Origin of the sequence: Phocaeicola faecalis, from assembly GCF_021730445.1 — a bacterium.
Lineage (GTDB): Bacteria > Bacteroidota > Bacteroidia > Bacteroidales > Bacteroidaceae > Phocaeicola > Phocaeicola faecalis.
This window is the reverse complement of record NZ_JADNRM010000002.1, coordinates 215,045-240,084: the sequence shown is the minus strand read 5'-3', so window position 1 is coordinate 240,084 and position 25,040 is coordinate 215,045. Positions and strand designations below refer to the sequence as shown.

General features: G+C 42.2%; 23 protein-coding genes and 1 pseudogene. 6 read left to right on the top strand and 18 right to left on the bottom strand.

What is annotated here, in order from left to right; genetic code table 11:
- Positions 1 to 174: 174 nt before the first annotated feature.
- The 9 genes and pseudogenes from IR173_RS05160 to IR173_RS05120 form a co-directional block, all read right to left on the bottom strand.
- Positions 175 to 540 (bottom strand): annotated as a pseudogene (locus IR173_RS05160) (lipofamily protein).
- A gap of 8 nt (positions 541 to 548) precedes the next feature.
- The gene (locus IR173_RS05155) at positions 549 to 1,655 is read right to left on the bottom strand and encodes a site-specific integrase (protein WP_087375705.1); all 1,107 of its coding nucleotides are present in this window, start codon (positions 1,653 to 1,655) and stop codon (positions 549 to 551) included.
- 84 nt (positions 1,656 to 1,739) lie between these two features.
- On the bottom strand, positions 1,740 to 2,639 hold the full coding sequence (locus IR173_RS05150) for a helix-turn-helix domain-containing protein (protein WP_087375704.1): 900 nt from the start codon (positions 2,637 to 2,639) through the stop codon (positions 1,740 to 1,742).
- A gap of 396 nt (positions 2,640 to 3,035) precedes the next feature.
- Entirely contained in the window at positions 3,036 to 4,430 is a 1,395-nt protein-coding gene (mnmE, locus tag IR173_RS05145; RefSeq protein ID WP_237038617.1) for a tRNA uridine-5-carboxymethylaminomethyl(34) synthesis GTPase MnmE, read from the bottom strand.
- An 11-nt stretch (positions 4,431 to 4,441) separates the two neighbouring features.
- Positions 4,442 to 4,927: a GAF domain-containing protein gene (locus tag IR173_RS05140; RefSeq protein ID WP_237038616.1), complete on the bottom strand. Its 486-nt coding sequence runs from the start codon at positions 4,925 to 4,927 to the stop codon at positions 4,442 to 4,444.
- Between the two features lie 9 nt (positions 4,928 to 4,936).
- The gene (locus tag IR173_RS05135) at positions 4,937 to 5,815 is read right to left on the bottom strand and encodes a nucleoside phosphorylase (protein ID WP_237038615.1); all 879 of its coding nucleotides are present in this window, start codon (positions 5,813 to 5,815) and stop codon (positions 4,937 to 4,939) included.
- A gap of 152 nt (positions 5,816 to 5,967) precedes the next feature.
- Positions 5,968 to 6,966 (bottom strand): flotillin-like protein FloA, encoded by a 999-nt coding sequence (gene floA, locus IR173_RS05130; protein ID WP_237038614.1) that lies wholly within the window; start codon positions 6,964 to 6,966, stop codon positions 5,968 to 5,970.
- A gap of 31 nt (positions 6,967 to 6,997) precedes the next feature.
- Entirely contained in the window at positions 6,998 to 7,465 is a 468-nt protein-coding gene (locus IR173_RS05125) for an NfeD family protein (RefSeq protein ID WP_237038613.1), read from the bottom strand.
- Positions 7,466 to 7,481: 16 nt separating this feature from the next.
- Positions 7,482 to 8,894 (bottom strand): tetratricopeptide repeat protein, encoded by a 1,413-nt coding sequence (locus tag IR173_RS05120; protein ID WP_237038612.1) that lies wholly within the window; start codon positions 8,892 to 8,894, stop codon positions 7,482 to 7,484.
- Between the two features lie 143 nt (positions 8,895 to 9,037).
- Between IR173_RS05120 and IR173_RS05115 the strand changes: the two genes are divergently transcribed.
- Complete coding sequence (locus IR173_RS05115; RefSeq protein ID WP_237038611.1) at positions 9,038 to 9,784, top strand: tRNA 2-thiocytidine biosynthesis TtcA family protein; 747 nt, start codon at positions 9,038 to 9,040, stop codon at positions 9,782 to 9,784.
- A gap of 127 nt (positions 9,785 to 9,911) precedes the next feature.
- Positions 9,912 to 10,283: a DMT family protein gene (locus IR173_RS05110; protein ID WP_237038610.1), complete on the top strand. Its 372-nt coding sequence runs from the start codon at positions 9,912 to 9,914 to the stop codon at positions 10,281 to 10,283.
- Positions 10,284 to 10,804: 521 nt separating this feature from the next.
- Here IR173_RS05110 and IR173_RS05105 read toward each other — a convergent pair.
- From IR173_RS05105 to serS, 3 genes are all read right to left on the bottom strand, one after another.
- On the bottom strand, positions 10,805 to 11,560 hold the full coding sequence (locus IR173_RS05105) for a DUF4858 domain-containing protein (protein ID WP_237038609.1): 756 nt from the start codon (positions 11,558 to 11,560) through the stop codon (positions 10,805 to 10,807).
- Positions 11,561 to 12,021: 461 nt separating this feature from the next.
- The gene (locus IR173_RS05100; protein ID WP_237038608.1) at positions 12,022 to 14,322 is read right to left on the bottom strand and encodes a bifunctional dihydroorotate dehydrogenase B NAD binding subunit/NADPH-dependent glutamate synthase; all 2,301 of its coding nucleotides are present in this window, start codon (positions 14,320 to 14,322) and stop codon (positions 12,022 to 12,024) included.
- Between the two features lie 182 nt (positions 14,323 to 14,504).
- Entirely contained in the window at positions 14,505 to 15,779 is a 1,275-nt protein-coding gene (serS, locus tag IR173_RS05095) for a serine--tRNA ligase (RefSeq protein WP_237038607.1), read from the bottom strand.
- A gap of 161 nt (positions 15,780 to 15,940) precedes the next feature.
- On the opposite strand from serS, the gene IR173_RS05090 reads away from it, so the two are divergent.
- The 4 genes from IR173_RS05090 to IR173_RS05075 are packed head-to-tail and all read left to right on the top strand — an operon-like array spanning position 15,941 to position 19,520.
- Entirely contained in the window at positions 15,941 to 17,002 is a 1,062-nt protein-coding gene (locus IR173_RS05090) for a hypothetical protein (protein ID WP_237038606.1), read from the top strand.
- A complete protein-coding gene (locus IR173_RS05085) occupies positions 17,003 to 18,325 on the top strand; it encodes a hypothetical protein (RefSeq protein ID WP_237038605.1) in 1,323 nt (440 codons plus the stop codon). It abuts the gene before it with no gap.
- Positions 18,325 to 18,888, top strand: coding sequence for a nicotinamide riboside transporter PnuC (gene pnuC / locus IR173_RS05080; RefSeq protein WP_237038641.1), 564 nt, complete (start codon positions 18,325 to 18,327; stop codon positions 18,886 to 18,888). Before IR173_RS05085 ends, pnuC begins: the two co-directional genes overlap by 1 nt.
- The gene (locus IR173_RS05075) at positions 18,885 to 19,520 is read left to right on the top strand and encodes a thiamine diphosphokinase (RefSeq protein ID WP_237038640.1); all 636 of its coding nucleotides are present in this window, start codon (positions 18,885 to 18,887) and stop codon (positions 19,518 to 19,520) included. The genes pnuC and IR173_RS05075 overlap by 4 nt, the downstream gene beginning before the upstream one ends.
- 140 nt (positions 19,521 to 19,660) lie before the next feature.
- On the opposite strand, the gene rpmA is transcribed toward IR173_RS05075, so the two are convergent.
- From rpmA to IR173_RS05045, 6 genes are all read right to left on the bottom strand, one after another.
- Positions 19,661 to 19,924 carry a 50S ribosomal protein L27 gene (rpmA, locus tag IR173_RS05070; protein ID WP_237038604.1) on the bottom strand — a complete coding sequence of 88 codons (264 nt, stop codon included), beginning with the start codon at positions 19,922 to 19,924 and terminating at the stop codon, positions 19,661 to 19,663.
- A 22-nt stretch (positions 19,925 to 19,946) separates the two neighbouring features.
- A complete protein-coding gene (gene rplU, locus IR173_RS05065) occupies positions 19,947 to 20,264 on the bottom strand; it encodes a 50S ribosomal protein L21 (RefSeq protein WP_237038603.1) in 318 nt (105 codons plus the stop codon).
- Between the two features lie 167 nt (positions 20,265 to 20,431).
- On the bottom strand, positions 20,432 to 22,234 hold the full coding sequence (locus IR173_RS05060; RefSeq protein ID WP_237038602.1) for an HAD-IA family hydrolase: 1,803 nt from the start codon (positions 22,232 to 22,234) through the stop codon (positions 20,432 to 20,434).
- Between the two features lie 69 nt (positions 22,235 to 22,303).
- Complete coding sequence (locus tag IR173_RS05055) at positions 22,304 to 22,828, bottom strand: C40 family peptidase (protein WP_237038601.1); 525 nt, start codon at positions 22,826 to 22,828, stop codon at positions 22,304 to 22,306.
- A gap of 7 nt (positions 22,829 to 22,835) precedes the next feature.
- A complete protein-coding gene (locus IR173_RS05050; protein WP_237038600.1) occupies positions 22,836 to 23,543 on the bottom strand; it encodes an ABC transporter ATP-binding protein in 708 nt (235 codons plus the stop codon).
- A 12-nt stretch (positions 23,544 to 23,555) separates the two neighbouring features.
- Positions 23,556 to 25,037 carry a DUF5687 family protein gene (locus tag IR173_RS05045; protein ID WP_237038599.1) on the bottom strand — a complete coding sequence of 494 codons (1,482 nt, stop codon included), beginning with the start codon at positions 25,035 to 25,037 and terminating at the stop codon, positions 23,556 to 23,558.
- Positions 25,038 to 25,040 lie beyond the last annotated feature (3 nt).

The window sequence follows — 25,040 nt, the reverse complement described above, 5'->3', positions numbered from 1 at the left end:
ATATTTCATCACTTTTCACCACGTTACACTCTTAATAATAAGCGCATTGCAAATTTCTTGTTTTTGGATGAAAATAGTTGGGTAAATAGGCTTGTGTATCTTAAAAACAAAAATTATCTGCATCATTTAATGTAAACAATGCAGATAATCAATAGGGTATAGAGATATTGCTTATTAGCAATACAATGTATGGTTTGTATCCTTGTTGAAATATAACAAGAGGTTGTAATCTTGTTTACGAGCGACTTTGTTTATTAGCTATTTCCTAAATGCTGCGGAATGCCCGGTGTCTATCTGATAGGATAGGGCTATAACCATATCGAGATTATACACATCGGCATTGTTCCCATTCTCCAATTTGATGTACTTACAAACTTCGTGGCTCCTCAAAACATTAGCTTTCAGGATTCTCTTAATTGCTGCATGGATAGTCCAAGCAGTTGTATAAAACAAGTCTGCAAGCTCCCAAGCGGTCATCCATATTTCACCATCGGAAATATGGATGCTTTGTTCGTTGTTTGTTATGATTCCTCGTTTCATAGTTATATCTATTTGAGTGATATTTTATTGGCTGTTTCTCGTTTCTTGGAATTGACCAAATCGGCATAAATCTGAGTTGTGGACACATTCTTATGCGTTAGCATCTTTGATACCGTGTAAATATCTGTACCTAAGGATATTTGTATGACGGCGTAGCTGTGCCTGAAGCAATGGAAGCTTATCGGTTTCGTTATTCCTGCTTTTTTGAGCCAGCTTTTCAGCGGATAATTAATCATGCTCCGTTTCAAATCCTTGAATACTTTGCCTGTTCCGGGTGTTCCGCATAGTTCGTAGGCTTCGTAACTGATGGGGAGTGTCGCTTCCGTTTGTGTTTTCTGTGTCCTGATGCGCAAGCAATAACCTTGGTCGGGAGCGATAGTGAAATCTTCCCATTGCAGATTGAGAATGTCACTGATACGTAAGCCTGTCAGACAAGCGAATAGAGAAGCAGCTTTCAGAACAGGAATGTCGCAAGGTGTGGCAGCGAGTTGCTTCACTTCGTCCAGCGTCAGATACTCTTTCTTCACATCTTGTGGCTCTATTTTATCAAGATAGTCATTGATGTTTTCTCGAAACCATTTGTCTCGATAGGCAATCTTTAACAATCCTCTGAATGTAGAGTAGTAGCCGGATGCCGAATTGAGGGAAATGTGGCGGTTGCTGTGTTTGAGTTGCTTGGCGTTCAGCAAGTACTCACGGAACTTCTTGCATAAATCCACATTCACATCGCCAAAGGTACATTGTCCCTTGACGAAGTTGTAGAAATGCTGATAGACAAACTGCCATTTCTGGTCTTTATTCCGGCACATTTTCTTGAAGTAGGCGAGGAAGTCGGCTTTCTGTTTGGTCTTATCCAAGAAGCCAAACTCTTCATTGATGAGCGATTGTACCCGGATGCAGCGGATAGCCTCTGCCTTGTTCAACATATCGTTGTTGAACTCCCGTTCCATTTCGTTCTTCGGATGGGCATAGATGTAGATGCCGAGGTATTCCCTGCGGCTCATCTGCATCGTTTCGGGGTTACGGACTGCCGGATAATAATCCAGATACAAGGAGATGCGATTATTCCGAATCGCTCTCTGACGAACTGTTACTTTTGTACATGTGTGTGACATACTGTTTGATATTTAGAATTTTACATTTGTTTGGTGCAAAGGAATAAGGTGATTCAATGGTGGGTATATTCACCAAGAAATAACTTATTCAATCTTTGGGGCTGCAAGCAACTTATCTAATTCGGGCTTGGAGATAAACGTGTATTTGCCTTTCTTGACCTTGGGGATATTATGGTACTTCGCATAGTGATAGAGTTGGTCACGAGTGAGGTTGAACTTCTCCATCGCTTCGGCTACCGTATAATATTGCGGTTCTTCTGGTATGGCAATTCCCTTGGCTATATCTACGTGCTTCTTGGAATAGTACACCATGATGCCCTCTTTCTTCTTGGGGATGGCATTCTTGGAAACGAAACAATAGATGGCAGATAGGGTCATGCCGAACTTCTCCTGCATTTCTTGGGAGCTGTACCATTCGGTAATGTCTGGATTCGGGGCTTTCTTGGCAAAGTAAGCGTCAATATGTTTCTTGCTCCAGTAGGTCTTACCACGATTGAAAGTTCGGGGGATGTTGTTCTTCTTGGCTACCACAAATATCCATGACTCGTTTACATGATATTTCTCTTTGACTTCTGCGGTGGTGTAGAAGTCGGTGATAGGGGCTTTCTCAATGGGTACTCTCTTTTTGTATTCCGCTGCATTTTCAAACAGAAGCTCTATATCTTTTCTTCTGACTAATGTCTTACCTTTGAATTGAACTACTTTTATGATGTTATCTGCCATATAGCGATAAATACTGGCTCGACTAATCCTTAAGAGTTTTGCTGCTTCAGGTGGGGTATAGAATTCCTTGTCCTCAATAGATGGTTTTTCCGTCTTTATTGAGAACTCTTTTTGATAAGTCGCTATACGCTCTTGCCTAATCCGTTCTTTATAGGCTGCATTGTTGCACCTATGAGAACAATAGTTCGTAGTCGTTTTGCGAGCTATGAAAATTTGCCCACACCATTTGCATTTCTTCTTGATTTCGATGTTGCTGCTCATTCTTTTCTCCGTTTATTTCTCCAATTTTGTTTCAGTGCGTCTCACCACGTCTCACTGTGTCTCAAATCTCTACTACCTTGCTGGTGAGAAACAAGGCTTTAACAAGCGAGCAACAAATGCGGTACAAAAATGAGCTGAATAAGCCCTATAAACGATAACTATCGCTTATAAGGCTAAAAAGAAAGGCGCTCAAAATGAACGCCTTGATAATCGTTGATGATATATGCTAATCGTTGGTAATCACCACTTACTTGCCNAGCAACAAATGCGGTACAAAAATGAGCTGAATAAGCCCTATAAACGATAACTATCGCTTATAAGGCTAAAAAGAAAGGCGCTCAAAATGAACGCCTTGATAATCGTTGATGATATATGCTAATCGTTGGTAATCACCACTTACTTGCCGATGCAAAAATTTTTAAATATATTTCCAAGAACTTCGTCATTGGTTACATCTCCCACAATATCTGAAAGATGGAAAATACATTGCCTTAAGTCTTCACTTATCAAATCTCCCGACAGACCCGATTGTAACCCTTCCTGCACCCTGTGAATGGAGTCTAATGCCTTGGTTAATGCTTCGTAATGCCTAGCGTTTGTTATAATAATATCATTTTGACTAATCTCAGGTAAAGCGGCCTTTTGTACTAATATTTCTTCCAATGCCGTTATGTTCTCCCGTTTCTTGGCGGCGATAAATAGCTTCTCCGCTTCAATATCGGAAAACATAGCCGCCAGTTCTTCCTTTTGTATGGGTAGCAACAATTCTGATTTATTGAATAAAATGATTAGCTTCTTGCCTTGGCAATGCGGAAGAATCTCTGTTTGCAACTCTTCAAAACGCACCTTGGCATCTGTAGAGTCTATCATCCATAAAATGATAGAGGATTGTTCCATTTTTTTAAAAGTGCGTTCTATTCCCATGCTTTCGATGGTATCAGTTGTCTGCCGGATTCCTGCCGTGTCAATGAACCGGAAGGTGATGCCTTGTAAATTTATTGTATCCTCTATCACATCGCGGGTGGTCCCATGGATATTGCTTACAATGGCTTTTTCTTCATTCAGCAATGCATTCAGCAAAGTGGACTTTCCGGCGTTCGTTTCTCCGATAATCGCTACCGGAATGCCATTCTTGATGGCGTTTCCCACGCTGAACGAATGGGCGAGTCGGGCGATGACTTGCTCAATGCGGGTGGCCAGTCCGTTCAGTTCATCGCGGTTGGCGAACTCTAGTTCCTCATGGTCGCTGAAGTCCAGTTCCAGTTCCATCAGCGAGGTGAAGTGGAGCAACTGGTTGCGCAGGCCGGAAAGTTCCTTGCTGAACCCTCCGCGCATCTGGCTCATGGCCAAGCGGTGGGTGGCGGCAGAAGAAGAGGCTATCAGGTCTGCCACGGCTTCGGCTTGGCTCAGGTCCATTTTCCCATTCAGAAAGGCGCGCTGGGTGTATTCGCCCGGCAGGGCGGAACGGCATCCGTTTTGGATGAGGAGTTGCAGCACTTGTTGCAGGATATAGGATGAACCATGACACATTATTTCTGTGCTGTCTTCACCGGTATAGGAATGGGGGGCACGGAACAGGGAGACCAGCACTTCGTCAATGATTTCTCCTTGGGCGGAGAGTATTTTCCCGAAAGTAAGGGTATAAGGCTTGCGCTCAGATAATGGCTTGCCTTGCATGGGGGTGAACAGGCGTGAAGTTATTTCAATGGCTTGGGGACCGGATACGCGGATGGTTCCGATGGCTCCTCCGGGAGCGGTGGCAATAGCACAGATGGTATCTTGGTTTGTCATTTTATATTTAATTACTGATAGATTGTTTTAGCTATGAGGGCGGCTACTTTTTCCAAGTAGTGGCGGTCTGTTTCATCAAAAGAGTTTAACTGGTCGCTGTCTATGTCCAGCACTCCCTTTACTTGCTCCCCGGCAAGGATGGGGACTACTATTTCGGAACGGGAGAGGGAGCTGCATGCTATGTGCCCGGGGAATTGTTCTACATCGGGCACTATCAGGGTGCGGGCTTCCGCCCATGAGGTTCCACATACTCCTTTTCCCTTGCGGATGCGGTAACAGGCGGCGCTTCCTTGAAAGGGGCCGAGAATGAGTTGGCCGTCTTTGACCAGATAGAAACCTACCCAAAAAAAGCCAAAGGCTTCATGAAGGGCGGCGCTGGCATTGGCAAGAACGCTTACTTCTTCCTTTTCGTCCGAAATGAGAAGTTCGAATTGGGGGAGGAAGAGGCGGTAACGTTCCGCCTTATCGGTAGTGGTTTGTTTGAAGCTGGCTTCCATCTGTATTGATTATATTCGTTCTAACACTTTTTTTATCAATTCGTCAATAGAATTTTTATATCCGGTATTGGCTTCCTTGATGAGTCGGTTGGCAATGACCATACATACAGTCATTGCTTTGTGGCCCATTAAGCGTGCAAGTCCTGCAAGGGCAGAGCTTTCCATCTCAAAGTTAGTGATGCGATAACCTTCGTATTCAAATTGTTCAATTTTCTCATTTTGCTTGGGGTCAGCTAAGGGGATACGGAGTTCACGTCCTTGCGGTCCAAAGAAACCTCCGGCAGCGATAGTTACGCCACGAACCATATCATTTTGTGCGATGCGGTCAATGAGTTCCTTGTCTGCATTAATAACGTAGGGATGTGCGATGCATACATTGCCTTCCCAGCCCATATAATTGACGAATGATTGTTCCATTTTAAGATCGCATACTTCATTACGGCCGGCATAAAAATTAAGCAATCCATCAAAACCGATAGACTTTTCTGAACAGATATACGTACCTACAGGAGTATAAGGTTGCAGACCTCCGCAAGTGCCTATGCGTACCAATTGTAGTTGGCGTAAATTATCTTTCTCATAGCGGCTTTTGAAATCAATATTAGCCAAGGCGTCCAGTTCGTTCATTACAATATCTATATTGTCGCAACCAATTCCAGTAGAAACTACTGTAATACGTTTACCTTGATAAGTTCCGGTAATGGTTTTAAACTCACGACTCTCTACTTCACATTCTTTGGTGTCGAAATGAGAGGCTACCAAAGCTACACGGCCCGGGTCACCCACAAGAATTACTTTATCTGCTAGTTGTTCCGGTTTGATATGGAGGTGGAAAATAGAACCGTCTGGATTGATAATCAATTCTGATTCGGCATAATATTTTTTCATGGTTTTTGCTTTTAATCGTTTTTGTAATAAATATCTTTTCCATCCTAGTAGAGGCAGACTTATGGGCACATACATTTAATATTCTTTCGGCTTATCGACTAAGCCCATAAAGGTCTGCTTCTATGTTGGATATAACCGATACCTCGCGTTTGTTATTTGCTTAACGGTTCACCGCCGAAAGTTGTTTCAGGTTTTGCTATATTTTCGCGCATGGAGGTATCTGCCTGTATATTTTTCATACGATAATAGTCCATGATACCTAGGTTGCCACTACGGAATGCTTCAGCCATGGCTTTGGGCACTTCGGCTTCGGCTTGGATTACGTTGGCGCGTGCTTCCTCGGCTTTCGCTTTCATTTCCTGTTCCAGTGCGACTGCCATGGCACGACGTTCTTCAGCCTTGGCTTGTGCGATATTCTTGTCTGCATTAGCTTGGTCTATTTGTAAGGCTGCACCGATGTTTCTACCTATGTCGATATCCGCAATATCGATTGATAGAATCTCAAAAGCTGTCCCGGCATCCAAGCCTTTGCGGAGTACCAGTTTGGAAATTGAATCAGGGTTCTCCAACACTGATTTGTGGTTTTCCGATGAACCGATAGAAGATACGATACCTTCGCCTACACGCGCTAAAATGGTATCTTCTCCTGCACCACCCACTAATTGGCGGATATTGGCGCGTACGGTGACACGTGCCTTGGCTATCAACTGTATACCGTCTTTTGCTACGGCAGTAACAGGAGGGGTGTCAATTACTTTCGGGTTAACCGACATCTGTACAGCTTCAAATACATCACGACCTGCCAGGTCGATGCCTGTTGCCATTTGAAAAGAAAGTTCGATGTTTGCTTTAGAAGCTGAAACCAATGCGTGTACCACTTTTTCTACGTGTCCGCCTGCCATATAGTGTGCTTCCAGTTCGTCACGGGTAATCGTGTTCAAACCGGCTTTGTGCGCTTCAATCATTGCCGGGACAATAACGTATGGCGGAACGTTTCGGATGCGCATTAAGAACAATTGTATCAGTGAGATGCGTACACCCGATACCTTGGCTGAAAGCCAAAGGAAGAACGGAACATAATGAAAAAATAATATTACAAAGATAATTCCACCTCCAATAAGAATGAAGGGAAGATAGTTGGGTTCAATCATGGTGATTCGTATTTTAGTGTGAATATTTATGTTATTTGAGTTTACGTACAATGACCGTATTTTCTACGATACGCTCTACATAGATAGGTGTCTTTTCATCTATCAGTCCGTCGGCAGAACGGACTTCTATAATATGTCCGCTTATCTCTGCATTACCGATTAAGGCTAGACGGGTAACAGCGATTCCCTCATTACCGACTTTAATATTCAATCCTTTCAATGGGTTGATTTTATAATCGAGACTTTTCTTCAAAGACAGTTTATCCACTGTCTTGGAATGCATAAACCATGCGGTGATGCCAATACATCCCACAACTGAAACTGCCAGCGTAAGAAACCCTGCTTCTAGCCCTAGAGCGGAAAAGGCATAATAGTTGGCATATAAAATACAAATAGCTGACGCTATTCCGGCAATGCTAATACCCGGAATAAGGAATACTTCCACAATGAAGAGAAGTAGGCCGGCCAATATCAGGGCGATAATGATGAGTGCTTCCATTTTTAGTTTGTTTGTATTAGTGTTTTAATTTCTTTATCTCTTCGTTTCGTACGTTCAGGGTAAGCTTTTCAATTTCTTTCAAAAGTTGCTCGGTTCGCTTTTCCAGGTCGAGTATGCCGGGAGCGAGGGCTTTCTTTTGCGAATTGTTGCTTTGAGCATATTGCTCTCGTTTCTCTTCAAGATTTTTGGAGAGCATTTCATAATCTTTCTGCTTCTGTAGCACTTGCTGGTATGCGGCTCGTGCAGAGGTGGAATGGAAATCATTGAGAGTATGATAGACAGTGGAATCATCCACTATAAATAAAAAGTCTCCTTCCTTCTTTTCCGCATCTTTGGTATACATCAGGGCAGCTAACTTTTGTTTGGCAATACGTACTTTGTCTGTATCTTTCCAGGTGGTTCGGATAGAGCGTAAGCTAGCTGCTTCTCTAAGTGTTGCCGGGTCAGTATTTTCATAATCGTATACCACCTTTGTTTCATTTGGAACAAAAACGTAAATGCAGACCTTGTCTTCAGGTTGGTAACGGTCGGATGCAAACCATCCTAAATTATTTAGTTCATCAATGACGTACATATAGTCATTGGCCGGTGAATTAAAAGGCATTCCAATATTATCCGGCCGTAAATAGCTGCTACCTTCTGAGTCATAGCGAGTGACAAATATATCATATCCACCCAGCGAACCTTCTCCGTCAGAGGCATAATATAGTGTTACTCCGTCCGCCATCAGATAGGGGTAGTTGACATTTCCCTGTTCATTCAGGGCCTCTAAAGGCTCAGGCTCGCTCCAGTCATTTATCAATTTTATGCGTGAGTAGAGTTGCATTTTTCCATCAGTGTCTTGATTACCATAAATCACTTTATTACCCATTTCCGATTGGTAAATGGTGCCTGCTATGGAGTTGTCTTGATGTAGAGTTCCTGACTCACGGCTCACTTTATATGCTTTCAGAAATTCGTTTTTGTCTACCACAAAGCTATCTATTACAGTTACGTCTTCCACACCCTTAATCATGCGTGCGCCTTGTTTGATAATTTCCAATTCGGCTTCAGCTGCTTCGGTTGGTCGTTTTTTCTTTTCCAGCCATTCGATGTGTTGCTCGTAGTTGTCCACTGCGTCTTCAAAACGGTACATATCATAATATAGCTTTCCCAGATATTTGAATGCATCAATCACCTTGCGTGCCGCACTTTTTTCCAAATAGGGTTGTGCTTCAACTTTTTCTCCGGTTTCATAGCAGCAAGCACCATACCAATAATTGTAATTGGCATTGGATGGGGCTTTTTTTACTAAACTCTGAAACATGGGTTTGGCCTTTTCAAATTCTCCTTCAAGGAAAAGTTTTTTAGCTTGTTCGAGGTTTTGCGCCATCATGCAGCTCGTCAGCCCTAAGGCAAACAAGCAGGCTATGTATCTTTTGCGTATCATTTTTATCTGCAATATTTGTACGATTCTAGATTCAAAAATACAATATTAATTGGAATTATGCCACATTACTTCATTCTATTTTATTAAATCTTCCATAAATCATTCTTTTCATGTATTTTTGTGCCCGATTTCTAAAAACAGATATGGCACAATTTACGGAAGAAGATAAAATAATGCGCCGCGTGGAGCAACGCTTTAACAAAGGGGTGGTGAAATATCGTCTTATTGAAGATGGAGATAAGATATTAGTCGGTTTGTCTGGTGGTAAAGATTCGTTGGCGTTGCTGGAATTGTTGGCTAAACGTTCTCGTATTTTGAAACCACACTTTACAGTGATGGCAGCGCACATTGGTATGACCAATATTCCTTATAAGTCTGATTTGGAATATTTGAAAAATTATGCAGAGGGTTTGGGTGTGCCATTTGTGTATTTCGAAACATCTTTCGATTTGTCTACCGATACTCGTAAGTCTCCTTGTTTTCTTTGTTCGTGGAACCGGAGGAAGGCTCTCTTTACAGTTGCTAAAGAGTATGAGTGTACTAAGATAGCATTGGGACATCACATGGATGATATTTTGGAAACATTGCTGATGAATATCACTTTTCAAGGGGCATTCGGAACTATGCCGCCTCGGTTGGTGATGCGTAAGTTTGATATGACGATTATTCGTCCCATGTGTTTGGTGCATGAGTCTGATTTGTCGGAGATGGCTCGTGTTCGCGGTTATCATCGGCAGATAAAGAATTGTCCATACGAGAGTGAGTCGAATCGTTCGGACATGAAAGAGGTGCTGAAGTCTTTAGAAAAATTAAACCCCGAGGCACGTTATTGCTTGTGGGGAAGTATGACAAATATACAGGAGGATTTACTTCCTGACAAAATAGATTAAAAACAGTTTGCGCGCTTCCATTGATAGGTGTGATTGCTGTCGCGTTCTCTGAGTATAATAAAAAACAACTGGAGTTTTAGCACTTTACGTTGATATATATAATAATGTATAGTAGAATTAGAATAATATGAAAGCTCTCTACACGATTTTATTGCTTATAGTATCGAATGTCTTCATGACTTTTGCTTGGTATGGTCATTTAAAGATGAAACAAGAATATTCTTGGTTTGCTGCTCTTCCTCTAATTGGTGTTATAGCCTTTAGTTGGTCAATTGCTTTTTTTGAGTATTCTTGTCAAATTCCAGCGAACCGCATTGGGTTTGTTGGTAATGGTGGACCATTTTCATTGATGCAGTTGAAAGTTATTCAAGAAGTAATAACTCTTGTTATATTCACAGTCTTTACAACTGTATTTTTTAAAGGTGAAGCATTGCATTGGAATCACATGGCTGCCTTTGTTTGCTTAATATTGGCTGTGTATTTTGTTTTTATGAAATAGTTTAATATAGGAAAGGGCAGCATAAAAGTTCCCTCAAATGCCGTTCTTTTCACTTTGATATCTTAAAGGGCATCCTGTCACAATTCGAATAAGAAGGGAAGGCGGATGCCTGTCTTTTCATCATCCGATACATTGCAGGACTTGACGTAATCGCCAACCAAAGGAAGAGTAAGCCGTTTCTTTGGGTCGGCCAAGTCTTTTTAAACGGAAGATTATTACAGTCTCCGGCAGCGGACTGTACAGTCTGTTACGGTGGACTGTACAATCTTCGGTAGCAGACTATACAGTCCATTGCCGAAGACTGTAGTAATTCGACTTACAAACAGGCATAATCGAAAGGACGAAAACGCTTAGACTGGCTAATGAAACGACTTAAGGAGTTCAAAACGTATGCAGAGGTTGAATCCCCAAGATTTCAAACTGAGCCGGAATCCCCATCAACAGGACGTTTCAGCGGTTCATGAAAGGAGAAAACCGATTTCCATCCGATACTTGCCATAGATTTCGTGCACGGCCCTCATTTAGCGGCTTTCCTTTGTCTGGCCTTGGCCGTCTGTTTTGTTTTTAAAAAGTAGAGAGTCAGTAGACTCTATCACTCCCGGGTAGAGCTTTTCTGCCTGTTTGCGTAGAAGTTCCATCATCATCACAGTGTCTTTTTTCACCGTGTCTTGTAGGGTTGGTATATAGTCCATGTAGGTTTTCCATGCGTTGGCATGCTTGCGGTTGCGTTTGATGGCGCGTCCTCGTTTGCTGAAGTTTTCGTAAAGTAATTTTTCGGCATCGAAGGCATATGCTACCCCTACACTGGCTTGAATGGCATTGTTGTTTTTGCTAGGAGGCATAACACGTTGCTCTCTTACATCGTATTTGATTGTGCTGTTAACGTTTAGCACCATGGATATTTTCAGTTCCTTTTCATTGGTGATAATCGGATCGTTTACAGGATCTTCATTCCATTTTGTGTAAGGGGTATAGGGGGTAAAGCGGACATATTTGGGTTTTATCCATTGGGTGGTATCTCCAAAGTTCTTGGGTAAGGCATCTAGAAATTTCATCCACGGTTTATCTTGTGACATCATCGGATTTCCTTGGATGGCATCCTTAGTCGGATTAAAGTCGAAATGAATTGATTTTACAGCTTCTTTGTTGATGATTAGTTCTCCCTCTCCGTTTAACAATTGCTGTAAACGGATAGAATCTTGTTTGCTCCATTGTGCTTGTGCCGTCAGTGCTGCTAAGGTACAGAGTAATATACTGAGACTTACCCTTCGGGTCATTCGTTTTTCTCTTTATGGTTATAATTGTTGGCAAAAGTAAGCAGGAGTGCACGTAATGGTGGTTAAATCTGCGTTATTATTTGTTTATTACCTCGGCACTTTAAGTATTATTTGGTTAACGATAATATATCTTTTACAAAGGTGGTGAATAGGGAGAAGGAAAAAGAGGATGTATTTAAAAATAGACTTTTAGTTGAAGGTGTGTCAAAACTAACATGACCACTCTGCAAAGTTACAGATTGTAACTAACAATTATAAAGGAGCCATATCAAACTCTGTTTTTAAGTAATGATATGGCTCTTTTTATCGAAATCACCCTCGCTACAATTCTCTGTGGCGAGGGTGATTTTTAGTGTATGAGCGTTCCGACACACCCTCAGGTGTTTTCCCTAACCTGACGGCTAGGGGGATACCATGAAAACTCGATGCTATTTCATGGAGGGAGTGATGCCGGGCACTTATTATTGTTGGGTTAATTGTGCATGCATTGCAGCGGCAGCTTTGCGACCGTCACCCATTGCCAAAATAACCGTTGCTCCTCCGCGAACGATGTCTCCACCGGCATAAATGGTCGGGATGGACGATTGCATATTATCGTTTACAGCGATAGTACCCTTGCGTCCTAATTCCAATCCTTTGATAGAGCTGGGAACAATCGGATTGGGAGACACGCCTACACTGACAATGGCCATGTCTATGTCAATGGTTTCTGTTGCTCCCGGAATCGCTACAGGACTGCGACGGCCCGAAGCGTCAGGTTCACCCAATTCCATCTTTTGTAATACCACTTGCTTGACGCGGCCTTTCTCATCAGCGATATATTCAATGGGGTTGTGAAGGGTCATAAATTCTACCCCTTCTTCTTTAGCGTGTTTTACTTCTTCCAGACGTGCCGGCATTTCTTCTTCCGAACGCCGGTAGATAATCATAGCACGCTCTGCTCCCAGACGGCGGGCAGTGCGGACAGAGTCCATAGCAGTATTACCACCACCGATAACGGCTACATTTTTTCCAAATACGACCGGAGTATCGGAGTCTTCACTGGCGGCATCCATCAGATTTACACGGGTCAGGTATTCATTGGAAGACATGATATTGATGGAGTTTTCTCCCGGAATATTCATGAAGTTGGGCAGACCTGCGCCTGATGCGACAAATATGCCTTTGAATCCTTCGGCTTCCAACTCTTCTACACTGATGGTCTTGCCCACAATGCAATCTTTAATGAAAGTAACACCCATTTTTGCCAAGTTGTTGATTTCTACATCTACAATTTTATTGGGCAGACGGAACTCGGGAATACCATATTTCAACACACCGCCGATTTCATGCAAGGCTTCGAATACAGTTACTTCATAGCCCTGTTTTGCCATATCTCCGGCAAATGAAAGTCCTGCAGGACCTGAGCCGATAACCGCTATTTTGATGCCATTCTTTTCGGCTATTTGAGGGACGGATATTTGTCCGCTTTCGCGTTCGTAATCAGCAGCGAAGCGTTCCAGATAGCCAATGGCAACGGCTTCGTGTCCGGCTTTCAGATGTGTACATTGTGATTCGCATTGTTTTTCTTGCGGACAAACGCGGCCACATACAGCCGGCAATGCACTGGTCTCTTTCAGTGTTTTTGCTGCTTCGAGAAATTCTCCTCGTTCAATGTTTTTAATGAATTTAGGAATGTTGATTCCCACCGGACAACCGTTCATGCAGGTCGGATTGGGACAATCCAGGCAACGTTTGGCTTCCGTTACGGCTTGTTCTTCATTCAGCCCCAAGTTGACTTCCTCTTTACGGCTATGTGAACGGTATTCAGCATCCAGTTCATTCATCTTGACACGAGGAATGGACATACGTTCCTTGGGTTTCATCGCTTTGCGCAATTCTGTACGCCAAGGGGCGTCGCGTCCATCAAGTTCTTTGGTCGCTTCGCATGTTTCGGGCTGTTTATCTGTATCCAGTTTATGAATTTCTTCTCTTTCAATCTCTTTGAAAGCTCCCATACGTTTTAGCATCTCATCGAAGTCTACTTGGTGGCCGTCAAATTCCGGTCCGTCTACACATACGAAGCGTGTTTTGCCTCCCACAGTGATGCGGCATGCGCCACACATGCCTGTTCCGTCCACCATGATGGTGTTCAGAGATACATCGGTGGGAATTTCATATTTTTTAGTCAGCAGACAAACAAATTTCATCATGATGGCAGGGCCTATGGCGAAACATTTGTTTACTTTTTCGCGTTTTATCACTTCTTCCACGCCTTCGGTCACCAATCCTTTGCGGCCATAAGAACCGTCGTCTGTCATAATGATTACTTCGTCAGAACTTTCGCGCATCTCTTTTTCGAGGATAATCAACTCTTTGCTGCGCCCTGCCAATACGGTGATGACACGGTTTCCGGCAGCTTTCAATGCTTGGACAATAGGAAGCATCGGTGCAACGCCTACACCGCCTCCGGCACAAACTACGGTTCCGAAGTTTTCGATATGAGTCGCTTTTCCTAATGGGCCTACCACATCAGTGATGTAATCACCTTCATTCAGTTCGCAAAGACGGGTAGAGGAGAGTCCTACTTCTTGTACTACCAATGTGATAGTTCCTTTTATGGGGTCTGCACCGGCTATGGTCAGCGGCATACGTTCGCCCTTTTCACCTACACGGACGATTACAAAGTGTCCTGCTTTGCGTGACTTTGCAATAAGAGGAGCCTCTATCACCAGTTTAAAGACCTTTTCTGAGAAATGTTCTTTTGAAATAATCTTATTCATTTTGCTATACTATAAGTTAGTTGTTCTTCTTAGTTGGATATCAATTTGATAATTGTTCGCAAAGTTATGATTATATTTTCTAACGACAAAAGAAAAGCCGCCCTTTTATGCGGGCGGCTTGTTCTATATGACTAAGTCTTGTTATTATATACGAAATGTGTAACCGGTTACAGCATAATACATTAGTCAATCATGTCGAATCCACAATAAGGAACCAATGCTTTCGGGATGCGGATTCCTTCGGGTGTCTGATTGTTTTCAAGCAGGGCGGCAACGATGCGGGGCAATGCCAATGCTGAACCGTTCAATGTATGACAAAGTTCGGTTTTCTTGTCTGCATTGCGGTAGCGGCATTTCAGACGGTTGGCTTGATAGGTATCGAAGTTTGAAACAGAGCTGACTTCCAACCAACGTTTCTGTGCTTCCGAATATACTTCAAAATCGAAGCAAAGAGCAGCTGTAAAACTCATATCACCGCCACAAAGACGGAGAATGCGATAGGGGAGTTCCAACTTCTGCAATAGACCTTCTACGTGATTCAGCATTTCCTGATGTGACTGTTTGGAATGTTCGGGTTTGTCAATGCGCACCAATTCTACTTTGGAGAACTCATGCAAGCGGTTCAGACCACGAACATCCTTACCGTATGAACCGGCTTCACGACGGAAACATTGAGTGTATGCACAATTCTTGATAGGTAATTGCTTTTCTTCCAAAATAACATCGCGGTAGATGTTTGTGACCGGTACTTCGGCGGTAGGAATCAAATATAAGTCATCTACTTCGCAGTGATACATCTGTCCTTCCTTATCGGGCAATTGTCCGGTTCCGTAACCGGAGGCGGTGTTGACAACCGTCGGCGGCATAATTTCGTCATAACCGGAAGCGCGTGCTTCGTCTAGGAAAAAGTTAATGAGTGCGCGTTGCAAACGTGCTCCTTTACCTTTATATACAGGGAAACCGGCGCCGGTAATTTTTACACCCAAGTCGAAATCGATTAAATCATATTTCTTGGCAAGTTCCCAGTGGGGTAGGGCATCTTTAGGAAGCTCGGTTTCCATACCTCCCATCTTTTCCACTACATTGTCTTCGGCTCCGAAGCCTTCGGGCACTTCATCATAAGGAACATTGGGAATGGTATAGAGCAGATTGTTCATGTCTTCCTGAGCTTGGTCCATTTCGGCTTGCAGGGTTTTGCTGATTTCTTTAATCTCGGCTACACGTGCCTTGGCAGTTTCTGCTTCCTCCTTTTTGCCTTCTTTCATGAGCAGACCGATAGACTTCGAGATTGAGTTGACTTCTGCCAGGTTTTTATCTAATTGATTCTGGGTATTACGTCTTTTGTCGTTAAATGCAAGCACTTGTTCAATAGTTGCTTTTGCATCTTTGAAGTGCTTCTTCTCCAATCCACGGATAACTCCTTCCGTGTTGTCGGTAATCTGTTTAATAGTAAGCATATCTTTTACTCTTTTTGATATTTCGTTAATTGAGTTACAAAGATAGATATTTGTTGAGAATAAAATCAAGATGAATGAAGTTTTTTTCTTTTTGATAGAACAATTGAAATAAAAAGTATTATATTTGTTTATATCAAATACTTAATTCAGAATCTATTATTATGATGGAAACAGACGATAAACCTTCGATGAAAGAAGAACAGAAAAAAGAGAAAGACGCTAAAGGTAAAATGATAATTGAAATCCATAAGTATCAGTTATTGTTTGATATACTTAAGAATCCGAAGTTGGTATGGAAACTTTTGCTTACGATGTTTTGCATCGTAGTCATATTTTTTGGCGGATTATTAATAGTGGTGCTTACTATAAAAAGTTTTTATCCTTATAACAATATCCGTACAAATGTTTATGGGGCAACCGTTATGGAGGATGAAGATAAAGAAGTGATATACTGGTTGTTTAATACGGCGGAGCTTTGGGCAAACTCGGGAATTGAAGTCGAACCCGGTGATGAGTTGACTATTCGTGCATCGGGAGCATCGCATACAGCTATACATCATTTGGTGGAAGATGCGGATAACAACAGAATGTTGCGGGACCAGTGGGTTGGTACGGCAGGGGCTACGAAAACAGGCAGGAGAGACAGTCTTCGTGCTCAATATCGCATTCAGCCCAATGATTTGGAAGGAAAGTTGCTGATGCAAGTTATCGGAGAAGAACACATGAAGAATAGTGAGGATTGGTATAAAGCCGACAATGATTCTTTTTTGATGGGAAAAGGAGATTTATATATCATAGGAAAAGAAAGGCAGAATATGCGTATCAGGACGAAAGGGATGCTGCATTTTGCTGTCAACGACATTGTGTTGACTGATTCTGTAATCAATAAAATGTATTTGGAAGAACTTAAGTTAGCGGAAAAGGATGCCACGGATGAGGTAAAGAAAATACTGAATAAGATAGAAGATGCATATCTCCAAGAGTCTAAAGATGTTGATTCTTTTTTAAGCCGTATATTGACATTTAAGGCTGATGTTGATTCTTTGAAATCGAAGAAGATTAGCGAAAACTTTGAATTTGGACGTAGCCCGGAAAATCAGGATTCGCTGTATCCCATAAACAATGAGCTGCTTTATTACAAAAAGTACAAATTCCGCAATGCATGGTATGCAGATAATCTGGGCTCCTTCCTTATTATTATAGAACGTAAAAAGCATAAATAAATGAATCTCAAGTCGCTAAACGAAACCATTCAGGATGCTATACTTACCGGAACTCCGGCCAGTGTGGAGGTGCATGACCATCCTTTTGTCGTTGAACTCTTTCATGCCGGGAACAGGTGTGGAAGGTTCCATTATAAAGAGCTGTACCGCTTTCTGAAATGGAAAAAAAAACCTTGGCATTTGGTTCGGTTCCCTATAGGCAATACTATATTTCAAACCTTTTTGTGGCTGACCAGACTGCCTTTATTCTTGCTTTACTTATTCATAGCAGGGGTGATGTTGCTGTGTAGTGGCAAGTCAAAAGCCGTATATGCCTCCGTTCGCATTAATTTTGTCATTCTAGTCATGGGCATAGTCTCTACTATCGTAATGATGGTGTGCATATTTACTTTCTTTCTTAATGACGTATTGTTGTATGCTAACAGGCATACGGTAAATAGTTGTGGAGCAATAACGACAGAGCAATGCTGCGGGAAAGAGCATAGTATGTTTTTGTTCAATGCGAGTTCGTCTTGGACTAACACGGGGATAGAGGTGCTGGAAGGAGACCAAATAGAAATATCCGCTTCCGGTGCATTTTACGGATCTATTGCTGAACAGTATTCAAAGGCAAAGAATAATGACACTTTACGGTATCCTTGGAATAATGTCGCTTTAATTTATGAAGGAAATCGTCAGAAGGATACAGAGAAATGCATGTATAATGAAGAAGGATCTGCATATTTTGGTTCTCTCTTATTCCAAATTCAGCCGGACAACTCCTCCTGTTTGTTTGAAAACGAAAAGAACTTGATGCAGCAGGTCTCATATGAGAGAAATGAGCATGTGAAGCTTTTTGGAGTTAAACGTTCCGGCTTTCTATACTTTGCTGTTAATGATATTTATTTAACAGGGAGTGTTATCGGTTCGATAATGAAGAGTGATAGCACATTTACCCGCCTTTGCCCCAATGGAATAGATGGGGTTAAGTGGGAGAAGTTGAAATCGGGATGTACCCAAGTAACTAATGGAATATGTCCGTTTAAAAAAGCTAAAAATACCCTGGAGGCTCATCCTGATATTTGGCTGACTGATAATCAGGGGGAAATTTTGCTGAATGTCACCGTAGATAGAAGGCTGGTGCATAACTTGTCTTCACTGCTCAGCACTAAGTCATTGGCTTCTTTATATCGGAGTTTTGAAGACTTTGTCAACCATGAAGGGAAGATGGCTTGGGTATATTTATTCTTTTGTCTGACAGGCATTATCGCTTTTCTGGTGTTGGATAATTTTCTTCGTAAAGCGGGTAAAACGATAAAAACAGCTTTTAAGAAATCTAAATGATGAATTATCTTGAAATAGCGGGTACTCTTGTCGGCCTGCTTTATTTGTGGTTTGAATACAAGGCAAGCATTTGGTTGTGGCCCGTGAGTGTCATTATGCCGGCCATTTATATAGTTGTGTACTATCAGGTGGGGCTGTATGCGGATTCGGGTATCAGTGTTTATTATTTATTGGCAGGTGTCTATGGCTGGTGGGTATGGCTGAGGCATGTTCCCGGTAAGCGGGAGAAACAGATTACTTTTACCCCTCGCAAATTGCTTATCCCTTTGCTTATTGCCCTGTGTGTCGTATTTGCCTTGATAGGTGAGGTGCTGGCAGCGTATACGGACAGTACCGTGCCTTGGTGGGATAGTTTTACTACGGCTTTGAGTATTATAGCGATGTGGATGTTGGCGCATAAATATGTGGAACAATGGTTGGTTTGGCTTGTTGTAGATGTTGTATCTTGCGGGTTGTATCTTTATAAAGATCTTTATTTCACTTCTTTCCTTTATGGCCTTTACGCCCTAATCGCTTTTTTCGGATATCTGAAATGGAAACAATTAATGAATGTAGCAGAATGAAAGAATATAAATTACCGGAATATATGAATATACCTCAAACTATTATATTGGCAGACGGAGACTTTCCTTCTTCTCCTTTGGCCGGGAAATGGCTGAGGGAGTGTCGTTATGTGGTTTGTTGTGATGGAGCGGCTAATGCATATCTTCATTTTGGGAAGAGGCCGGCGGCTATTGTGGGGGATGGTGATTCGTTATTGCCGGAGATAAAAGAACGCTATGCTCATCTCATTCATCGCGAGACAGAGCAGGATACGAATGATTTGAGTAAGGCATTTCGTTTCTGTTTGTCTCAGGGGCGACGGGATATTACGATTATGGGAGCTACCGGTAAGCGGGAAGACCATACTTTAGGAAATATCAGTCTGCTTGCTGATTATATGAATCAGGCAGAGGTGAGGATGTTGACTGATTATGGAATGTTTACTCCCATTGAAGAGGATAGTGTTTTCGAGTCTTTTCCGGCTCAGCAGGTTTCTGTTTTTAATATGGGGGCCACGGAACTTTCAGCAGACGGCTTGGTTTATCCTCTTTCTGTTTTTACGAACTGGTGGCAAGGGACATTGAATGAAGCTGTCGGTAATCGCTTTATTATTCATGTACGCGGCAAGGTGCTTGTCTTCAGAACAATATGAGTTGCTAGAAAGACTAAGGTCTTTTCTGAAACACTTTTTATCTTTTACAATGATTCTTTGGAGCCTGCTGATATAAAACAAAGAAAGGCTCTTTATAAAAGAGCCTTTCTTGAATTCGTTTTTTTCTTGTAGGAACTGAATTATGCTTCTACAGCCGGGATGATAGATACTGATCTTCTATCTTCACGACCCACTTTGAAACATACTGTACCATCTACCAAAGCGAAAAGAGTGTGGTCACGACCCATACCGATGTTGTTACCCGGATGGAATTCTGTACCTCTCTGACGAACGATGATGTTTCCTGCTTTACAAGCCTGTCCACCAAATATCTTAACGCCTAATCTCTTACTTGCTGATTCACGGCCGTTCTTAGAACTACCTACACCTTTTTTATGTGCCATTTCTTCTTAAAATTTTAAATGATTAAGCAATAACTTGTTTAATAGTTAACTCTGTAAACTGTTGACGGTGACCGTTCAGCTTTCTATGACCTTTTCTTCTCTTCTTGTGGAATACGAGTACTTTGTCGCCTTTTACCAGCGGAGATACTACTTCACAAACTACTTTGGCACCGTCAACGGTAGGAGCACCTACAGTTACTGTTCCGTTGTTGTCTACCAACAATACTTTTTCAAATTCAACAGTCTTGCCGTTTTCAGCATCCTGAATGTGGTGTACAAACAGTTTCTTGCCTTCTTCAGCTTTGAACTGCTGACCGTTAATTTCTACAATTACGTACATGTTATTTTTTATATTAAACGGGTTTTCTCCGTAAGGTGGACATCATCTCTGAAGTCTCTTTTCGACCTCCACGGACTAAATCGGGCACAAAATTACTGATATTATTTTGAACTTCAAAAACTTTCTGCTCTTTTTTTGTTAAAATCATACATTCATCATTCTACTGCTTATCTGAGATAGTTGATAATTGCAAATATTGTGATAATCAGGGTTGCTGCTAACATCATAATCAGTATACAATAGCAGAACATGACGATAGTCCGTTTGAAGCTGCTCCACCATGACAGGTTAAATAATTGCCGATAGTCCCATACGAATAGGAGAAAAATAGCTTTGTTATTCAAGTCGAAAATGTCATTTAGGTGCGCTTCTCGGGTGAAGGGCAGGATGAGAAGGGATACCCAGAGTATCTGGCTGGCGATATATACCTGTACAAAGAATTGCTCGGTCAGGTTAAATCGGTGACCGACAAGAGATTTGCGGAAGCTCCATCGGCTTGCCAATGTAAAGACTGGTAGCAAGAGCAGTATACTGAAAGCCTTATTTCCGTGAATCCAACTTCTCATTAAATTGTAAACGGCCGAAATATATTTGTTTTCGCTTAGGAAGTTCTCTTTATATTCGTCTAATGCTACGCTTACAGCTACACCGGCCTCTACTAAGTCGTCAACAATGTCGTCATCATTGTCGGTTGTGGCTTGTGGGTTATTCGGTGTGTTTTTCAACTTTACATTTATTTTATCTTCTATGGTGATGTCGGCATCCGCTATTCGGGCACTGTCGGCATAGAGCAAGCTTTGTCCCAAATAAATCTTGGCACTGTCTCTGGTTGCGTATTTTCGCTGGTTCTTGATGTTGTCTATCAGTTGCTCGTACGTGGGATTGCCTTCGTATTCTTTTTCTTTGTTCTTCAGCGCTTCCGGGTCTATTAGCTGAACGCACATGATATAGAGGGCGGCTAACACAAATAGACTTTGGAATGGCTTGAAGTAATGTACTCGTTTTCCGTCTATATAATCTCTTATCATGTATCCCGGGCGATAAAGAAACTCCAATAGGTTACGGCTGAATCCGTTATCAATATTGAAAAATCCGCTTAGTATGTTTTGAAAAGCATTACGAATGGTGAAGCGTGGCGTGTCTTGTGTCTGCCCGCAATCGGGACAGAAATTGCCGTGAAATGTCTTTCCGCAATTTTTGCATGTATGGTTCTGTCGGTTTTTAGGTAATTCCTTCTTCCCTCCAATCTGTTTTTGATGAAGGAACCGATAATAGACAAGGGCCTTATGTGGGAGTAACCGATGAAAGGGGGGAGGTGTAGCTGTCTTATTTACCAAAGGCAGTAGGGTAAGGTTAGGCAGAATCTGCTTATATCTGTAAATGGCAAGTTCTTCGCGCGTAGTCATACCGTTTAAGACACCTACGAAGTCGACTCCGGCTAATTGGGCGGTTTGTGCATCGACTATGCTGTCACCTATATATAATGTATCTTTTTTCTTGCAATGCAGGCGGCGTAGTGCTTTCAGAAGTCCCTGAGGGCTCGGCTTCGCTTTTTTAACATCTTCTCCACCGATAATTATGTCGAAAAACTTTTTAGGGAAATGCTGGTTTACCATTTCATTGATGCGGTACCGGTACTTGGTGGAGATGATGCCGATTTTGGCTCCTTTTTCTTTTAAGGCTTTCAATACCGTTACGGTTTCAGGGAAGAATTTGGTATTGGCAGTCATGTGTGTATCTGCTTCCTTCACATATTCTTTCTTATATGAGGCAAGCGTATCTTTGTCGGTAATACCGGTCAGAATACTGAATGAATCTTCAAGGGTTTTCCCAATAGTGCGTTTGATGCTTTCATCGGTTACATCAGTGTGCCCGTGGCGCGTTAATACATTGCGGAAGCAAATCACAATTCCGCGGGATGAGTCGGCCAAGGTATAATCGAAATCAAATAAATAAATACCGTATTCCATTTTGCGCTTTTGGCACAAAGATAGGAAATTAATAGATAATCTTTAGGACTTTCCGGGAGAAATAATTGCTTATTTTATGCCGGAGACACGGCCGCCCGAGAGCCAGTGTTTGCGATAATACTCTTCATTCAGGTTACTGACAATCACTCCGCGACTGGTACTTGCATGGATAAAGTTATTATCTTTCAGGTAGATTCCTACGTGGCTGGCGATTCTTTTTTTGCGTCCGTTATGGAAAAACACCAAATCTCCTTCACGCAGATTGCTCTTGCTTACTTTACGGCAGTTTTGGGTGCGCTGGTCGTCGGAGTTACGTTCCAACTTCTTGTGATAGACTTTTCTGTACAAGTGAGAAGTCAGGCCGGAGCAGTCTATGCCTCTTTTGTTGTTGCCTCCTCCTCGATAGGGAACTCCCAGCCATTCTGCTGATTCTACATACAACCGATGGTTGTCTTTCATGTCTATATCCATACGAAGGCGTATGGAGGCGCGTGCCAGTTCTTTGTAATTATAACGCGGAACAGACGTGTCACATGAGGCCAGTAGAACGGCTAACGTACCTAGTATCAGCAGATGGGCGAGGAGTTTCTTCATAATCCTATTATTCTTTTACATTAAAATAGTCTTCCAGTTCTTTCTCGGCAGAATTATCGTGATTGTCAATGTCACGGATAATCTTTCCGCTTTCAAGCAATGCGATGCGTGGACAGATATCGACTGTATGATTCAGGTTGTGACTTGAGATGAGAATAGTCGCTCCGGTTTCTTCGTGGTAGGCTTTCAGGATATGCTTGATTACCGATTGTGAAGTGGGGTCGAGAAAATTAAACGGTTCATCCAGTATTAATACTTGCGGTTGATGCAACATGGCGGAGATGATACCTACTTTCTGTTTGTTGCCTGCCGAGTAGTTGCGGATAAGCTTTTTCTGTCCAATCACTTCTCCGTTCATAAAGCGGTTGAACTTGCTAATCCGTTCATCCACTTCATCCTTTTTCAGACCATACATTTTTCCTACGAAATGGAAATATTCTTCAGGAGTGAGATAATCAATCAGAAAACTGTCATCGATAAATGCTCCGGTCACATTTTTCCATTCTTCACTCTTGCTCACATTGAAGTCACCGATGCATACATTGCCGCTGTCTGCTTTCAGTAAATCCAGCATCAGTCGGAACAGGGTCGTTTTTCCGGCACCGTTGTTACCTACCAATCCCAGCATATCACCGCTTTGAATGGTGTAGTTCTCTATGTCTACGGCTACTTTTGTACCGAAATCCTTTTTCAATTGCTCTATTGTGATATTCATACGTTATTCATTTTATCGGGAATCACGAAAGCCTTCCATGTTGTCATAGCGGCGTTTCATGAAACGGTTATAGATATTCTTTATCCAGATATTATGGGTTGCAATCAGTACCAGCCCTATAAGCATCATAATAACAAATGCCTTGTCCTGCTCCAAGACCATGGTCAGTGCGGAGTTGACAATTATCGGCATGAACAGGGCGCACGAGATGAGTAAACTCTGAAACAGGGAGTTGCCTCTGTTGCTGCGCATCACATTGGCGTTCAGCGGGAGCGTCTTTTTGTTGTATACAGCCAGTTGGAGCAAGGTGAAGAACACAGCCCCTATGGTGAAGAGCAAATAAGACAAGGCCATCAACGGAGAGATTTTTCCTTGACTGATAGGTATAATCATAATAAGCGAAGGAATCAGCAAAATCAGGCTGTTTAAATAATATTTAGCCCGCAATAAATTGTATATGGATTCCTTGCGGCTCATCAGGCCATCCAGATAATTCCCTTCGAAGCACATCACTTGTCCCAATGTCATGACGGGCAGAATGGCAAAATTATAGATGCAGATAAAGTTTGTCATTCTGTCGTAAACTTCGGTGAAGGCGAGTACACATGAGAATGCGATCATGATGATGAATCCCATACGGAACTGCGTCTTGACCGTCTTGTTGCGGAAATATAATTTCAGTTCCAAACGCAGGTATTCACCTATTTCCCCATAGCGGTCCAGAAATTTGTATTCTGATACATGCTTCATTTTCGTATCTTCCACCTTGGATATTTCGCTATAGAGCAAACGTATTTGCAAGGTGCGGTTGATGAGTATCATTGCGAGGATAGGGATAATGACACTCAGGTAGGCTGGCAGACTTCCTTCGATAAACCCTTCTCCCAGATTCATGGTGAAAGTACTGATGGGATTACCTTCGGGAATGAATTCGGCTAGGGCCAGCAGACCGTATACAGCCAACGGAAGTAACAAGTAAGCGGTTTTTTCGTTGAGCAGCATCTTGCATAGCAGATACCAATAGTTGTTCAATACCATGAGCAGCCATATACCTATCAGATAACACACGATTCCCGTTACTCCATAAAAACGAAAAATGGAAAGAAAAGCAAACGGTACGAAAAAGAAAAACCAGAAAAGGTTATACATGCTTATCGCTGATTGAAGCAATAAGGTGTCTATCAGTTTCTTCTTTTTGACCGGCATAAGCAGATATGGCTTGATTTCGTGCGAAGTGGCGGTTTGAATTACAAAACGCACTAGAAAGTCAGCCATCAACACATATATTAATCCTTGATTCAGGATGTGGTAAGACTCCATATTCGGAGCTGACGACTCAAAAGCTGAGGGCAGCGTTACCCCCATAAGTAAGAGGAGCGCTGCCCAATATGCTACCATGAAATAGATTAGAAACTTGGCAAAGCGGTTCTTGTCGAACATCGGACTCCGCTTTGCGGCAAGTTTCTCATTTCTTCTTATAATCGTAAAAAGCATAGG